General features: G+C 50.9%; 4 protein-coding genes. All 4 read right to left on the reverse strand.

Annotation, left to right across the window (positions count from 1 at the left end; all coding sequences use genetic code 11):
- Positions 1-124 precede the first annotated feature (124 nt).
- Positions 125-1,051 carry a hypothetical protein gene (locus tag MVK46_RS00290; RefSeq protein WP_297534376.1) on the reverse strand — a complete coding sequence of 309 codons (927 nt, stop codon included), beginning with the start codon at positions 1,049-1,051 and terminating at the stop codon, positions 125-127.
- 512 nt (positions 1,052-1,563) lie between these two features.
- Positions 1,564-2,592: a polyprenyl synthetase family protein gene (locus MVK46_RS00295; protein WP_297534377.1), complete on the reverse strand. Its 1,029-nt coding sequence runs from the start codon at positions 2,590-2,592 to the stop codon at positions 1,564-1,566.
- A 60-nt stretch (positions 2,593-2,652) separates the two neighbouring features.
- Entirely contained in the window at positions 2,653-3,996 is a 1,344-nt protein-coding gene (locus MVK46_RS00300) for an RNase J family beta-CASP ribonuclease (RefSeq protein WP_297534380.1), read from the reverse strand.
- 107 nt (positions 3,997-4,103) lie between these two features.
- The coding region (locus tag MVK46_RS00305; protein ID WP_297534379.1) for an alpha-hydroxy-acid oxidizing protein at positions 4,104-4,493 on the reverse strand (390 nt) is incomplete at its 5' end.

A 4,493-nucleotide genomic window follows, 5' to 3' on the forward strand; every position in this document is an offset into this window, starting at 1 on the left:
AGAGGATTGCCATCTATAAAAATCTTAGTTTCAATAATATTTTTGACTGTAGGTTTTTGTGATATCGCAAGCATAATAAGAGCCATGAAGATAAAAAAGAAAACAACAATCTTTTTCATTTCACTCACCTATTGAGAACTCCTTCAGGGTCTATTTTAAACGTTATATAATCAGACTTTTTCCATTTGTCTCCTAAGCGTGTTTGGTAACTAACCTGAACGTATTTATACCCAACAGTAATGCTAAGAGTTCCCCGTATTCCGTAAGTATGAACGTATGTCATGGACACCCTTGTCCATCTACCTGATACTGATGGGGTTTTTGGTACGAAATACAGTCTAACGTATCCAGAATGAAGACTATCTGGAGTGTAATATGCAATTGCCCCTAGAGCAGAGCCTGCTCGTCTCATTTCTGGAGACGCGTATACATCTTTGAACAGTACTAAATCATCTGCCTCGTCCCAGATATAATAAACGACATCATCAGAGCCCTCATAGAGAGGATTCTCAGTTTCCTTCCACAGGTAATTTCCCCACACCATCACATAATAAGGTATTTCTGGGTCATTCTGATAGAAATGTGCACCTCCGACGTCCAGTAGCAAATCGCTATAATCACCACTCAGGGGTTTAACTGGAGAGCTTTTAATAGACACGACGTGATCCCCCAGAAATTTAGCCAGCTTTATGATAACTTCTGGATTTCCTCCACTCTTGGAAGCAATGAACTCCATTAACTGTATCTTCTTTATGAGTTTTAAGATACTAACTTCCGAAGCTGTCAGTCCCGAAGCTTTTAATTCTCTGGCTTGTTTGATATCCTCAGGTGTTATTCGTTGAATTGAAATGAGGTCTTGATAACTCACGGATACACTAAGATTGTTTTTGAGAAAGTTATATAACTTTGCTGTTGATATTTGGTTTCTATAATCAATGATAACGGGAGCATTTGTGGGAGTTCCTTTCAGTTCCGTTGAAGAAGTATCCCCTGCCACCATCCCAACCATCAGCAGTCCGAGGAGGACTACGAACAGCGGCTTCCACTGCATAAAGTCACCCCCATAGAGTTGTCTGCAATGTCAACTATGCAACTTATCCTTATAAGTTTTTCCTTTTACTATTTGTAAAGTTTCTTTCTTTTTTTAAAGTATAAATTTATTCTAATAGAAGTTGTCTTTTTAGAACTGTTCAAAAGAAGCCTGAGTAAAGGGGTTGCATGGTGATGCAACCAAGCAGCATATCGCCAACAAAATACATCTTAGCACAAAACCCACCAGAGAAGAATTTCAAGCCCTGCTATCAATTCACCCCCAACTTATAAAACTTTTTCTCCGAAAACGCCTTAAAGAGAAGTCCGTTAGCCCTTTTCGGTGTCCTCCATGCCGGTTAGCGAAGAAACGTTTAAGGGAGAAGTTCTTTCAAAAATCCCGCCCCGGAACGAGCCACCGCTTCCTTCTGACTGGTTGCACACTGAGAAGGTGGGAGGAAGCCTATGAAAAGTGGAAGGATGGAGCGGAGCATCCTCCGGTGGGATGGCTGATTGTACAAAAGAGGGAGTGAATCAGAACTCCCTCTCGACAAGGAACTCGGCGAGGAGTTCAAGGTCTTTCCTCGCCTCGCTCTCGGGGAGAACCTTTAAGGCCTCGTTCGCCTCTTTTACAAGGTTCTTGGCGTACTGAGCGGCGTAGTCGATGCTACCGTACTTCCTGAGAAGTTCGATGGCCTTCGCTACCTCTTCCTTCACCCTCTCGTCGTGGATAAGTGCGTCGCCCTTGGCGTCGCCGGCGTACTTGCCGAAAACCTTCATGAACTCGGCTTTGTCTTCCTCGCTCGCATTCTGGAAGAAGTGGCTGACTATGAGCGTCTTCTTGCCCTTCCTTATGTCGCTACCAACAGGCTTGCCCAGCTTCTCCTCGTCGGCAATCAAATCGAGAACGTCGTCCCATATCTGGAAGGCTATTCCAACGTTCCTTCCCCACTTCGAGAGGGCCTTTATGTACTCCTCGTTATCGGTCCCGACGATTGCGCCTATCGTTGCCGAGCCGTCGAAGAGCGCCCCGGTCTTACCGCTTATCATCTTGAGGTATTCCTCAACGGTAACCTCCTCCCTTGTTTCGAACTCGATATCCATTGCCTGACCCTCGCAGAGTTCGTTGGAGGTCTTCACGAGAACCTCAAGGATTCTTGCCTTTTTCTCGGGGCTTACCTCAGCCCTGGCTACCGCCTCGAAGGCCTTTGAGAACAGCAAATCACCTGCCAAAATCGCCATGTTGACGCCCCAGACCTTGTGGACGGTCGGCCTTCCGCGCCTTAACTCGTCCATGTCCATTATGTCATCGTGAACGAGGGAGTAGTTGTGAATGAACTCAACGGCGGCCGCAGGGTAGAGCGCCTTCTCGGGGTCGCCGCCAACTGCTTCCGTCGCTCTGAGAACCACGAAGGGTCGAACCCTCTTGCCGCCGGCGAGCGGGTAGTGGCGCGCGGCCCGGTAGAGGGTCTCGGGTTCCTTTTCAGGCAACAGCTCAAATATCCTCTCATCAACCCTCTTGGCGAGCGTCTTGATGCTGGTGAACAGTTCATCGTATTTCATCGTTACCACCCCATGAGCATGAAGGAGCTATGGGAAAAAGAGAGAAACCCTTTATCAGTCTTACGGAATCTCGACGACGTAGCCGTTCCTCGACACAAAGACGTCCCTTCCAATCATGTAGCCCTCTTCTTCTGCCAGCTCGGCGTAGTGGGTGAGCATCCTGAACTCGCCGTGTGCCGGGACGATGTTCTCGGGATTGAGGAGCCTTATGAGATAGCGGTGGTCCTCCCTGCTCGCGTGGCCGGAAACGTGGAGGTCCTTAATCATCCTGACACCCTTCATCCTGAGCTTCGTCTCGAGCTTGTAGCGCTGGGCGTAGTTGAGCGGGTTCGGTATCGTTCCGGCCGAGAAGACGACGGTGTCGTCCTTGCCGATGTCGTAGAGCTCACCGTCCGCCATTCTGGTCAATACCGCTCCGGGCTCGCCCTGATGTCCGGTAACTATGAGAAGGTAGTTCTCCCTCGCCTGGGAAACCTCTTTGAGAACCTTCCTGACGGCGTTGGGACTCCTTACGACCCTTGCCCCCTTCATCTTTATGAGGCCGAGCTGTTTCGCTATGCCCGTGTACTTTGCCAGGGAGCGGCCAACCAAAACGGCCTGCCTGCCCATCTTGTTGGCTATCCAGATTAGCTCCTGAAGGCGGAAGATGTGGCTCGCGAAGGTCGTCGCTATCAATCCCTTCTCGTCCATGCCCTCGTAGAGGAAGAAGTCCTCGAGGAGCATCTGAGCCACTGCCTCGCTCGGCGTCTTCGTCGGTTCGGCAACGCGCGTGGATTCAGCGATGAGAACTTTGACGCCCTCCTTTCCGAGCTCCTTCAGCCTTTTGTAGTCGGGCCTCTCGCCGAGCGGGTTGTTGTTGTCGAACTTGAAGTCGCCGGTGTGGAGAACGACGCCTTCAGGGGTGTGTATCGCAACCATAGCCGCCTGAGGAATCGAGTGGGTGATGCGTATGAACTCAATCGCGAGGTTCTCGCTCACCTGGACTATCTCGCCGTAGTTCGTCTCGTACATGGGGTTCTTAACCTCGAAGTACTCCTCGCTTTTCACTTCGCTCTTTGCGAGCTTAATCGTGTAGGGAGTCCCATAGACGGGCGTGTCCGGATAGTGTGGGGCGAGCTTGGCTATCGCGCCGATGTGGTCGAGGTGGCCGTGGGTGAGCGTAATCGCGACAACCTTCTTGTTCCGGCTCTTCCACAGGATTCTATCGTCGGGAATCGCGCCGAGCTTCTGAAGCTCCTTGTCGGAGAACTTCTGAATGCTCGTGTCCTCGTGAATCATCACCCTGTCGAGCATTATTCCCATGTCGATTATCACTACCTCTTCCCTTCTGCCGTCGGAGTAGCCAACGGCCGTCATGTTCTTGCCGACTTCCTCGTAACCGCTGATTGTGTAGACCTTTATCATCTCAATCATCCTCCCGCCCCGGGCCCCTCCTGAGGCGCGGGGGTGCGTTGGGCATTACTCTGAACGAGGGTTTAAAAAGGTGAGTATTCAGAGAGACGCCTAAAAACTCAACGGGCTTTTAAATACTCCTTTAAGTCAATCCTCTGCTCGAGCCACTCCCTCGTGAAGCCAGTGATAACGAGCGGGACCCTCCTCAGCTCCTCGACGTTTCTCGCTCCGACAAGGAACATCGTGTTCCTTATCTCCTCGATGTAGCGCCTCAGAATTCTGATGACCCCCTCGACGTCGCCCTTCACAGCGGGCTTGAGGAGGGGTAACGCCACCCCTGCAAAGGTCGCGCCCATCGCGAGGGCTTTGGTCATCGTTATCCCGTCGCGCATTCCGCCGGTGGCTATAATCGGCAGGTCCGTGGAGTAGCGAACCTCGGCAACGCTTATAGCGGTCTTAATCCCCCAGTCCCAGAACCTGAGGGCAAGGTTCCTGCCGAGCTCGTCCTT

It is taken from the genome of Thermococcus sp. (genome assembly GCF_027066465.1).
Lineage (GTDB): Archaea > Methanobacteriota_B > Thermococci > Thermococcales > Thermococcaceae > Thermococcus.

What these genes read in the sequence shown, in the direction of transcription:
- MVK46_RS00290 (WP_297534376.1), bottom strand. Translation starts at nt 1,051, where the DNA reads ATGCAGTGGAAGCCGCTGTTCGTAGTCCTCCTCGGACTGCTGATGGTT.
- MVK46_RS00295 (WP_297534377.1), bottom strand. Translation starts at nt 2,592, where the DNA reads ATGAAATACGATGAACTGTTCACCAGCATCAAGACGCTCGCCAAGAGG.
- MVK46_RS00300 (WP_297534380.1), bottom strand. Translation starts at nt 3,996, where the DNA reads ATGATAAAGGTCTACACAATCAGCGGTTACGAGGAAGTCGGCAAGAAC.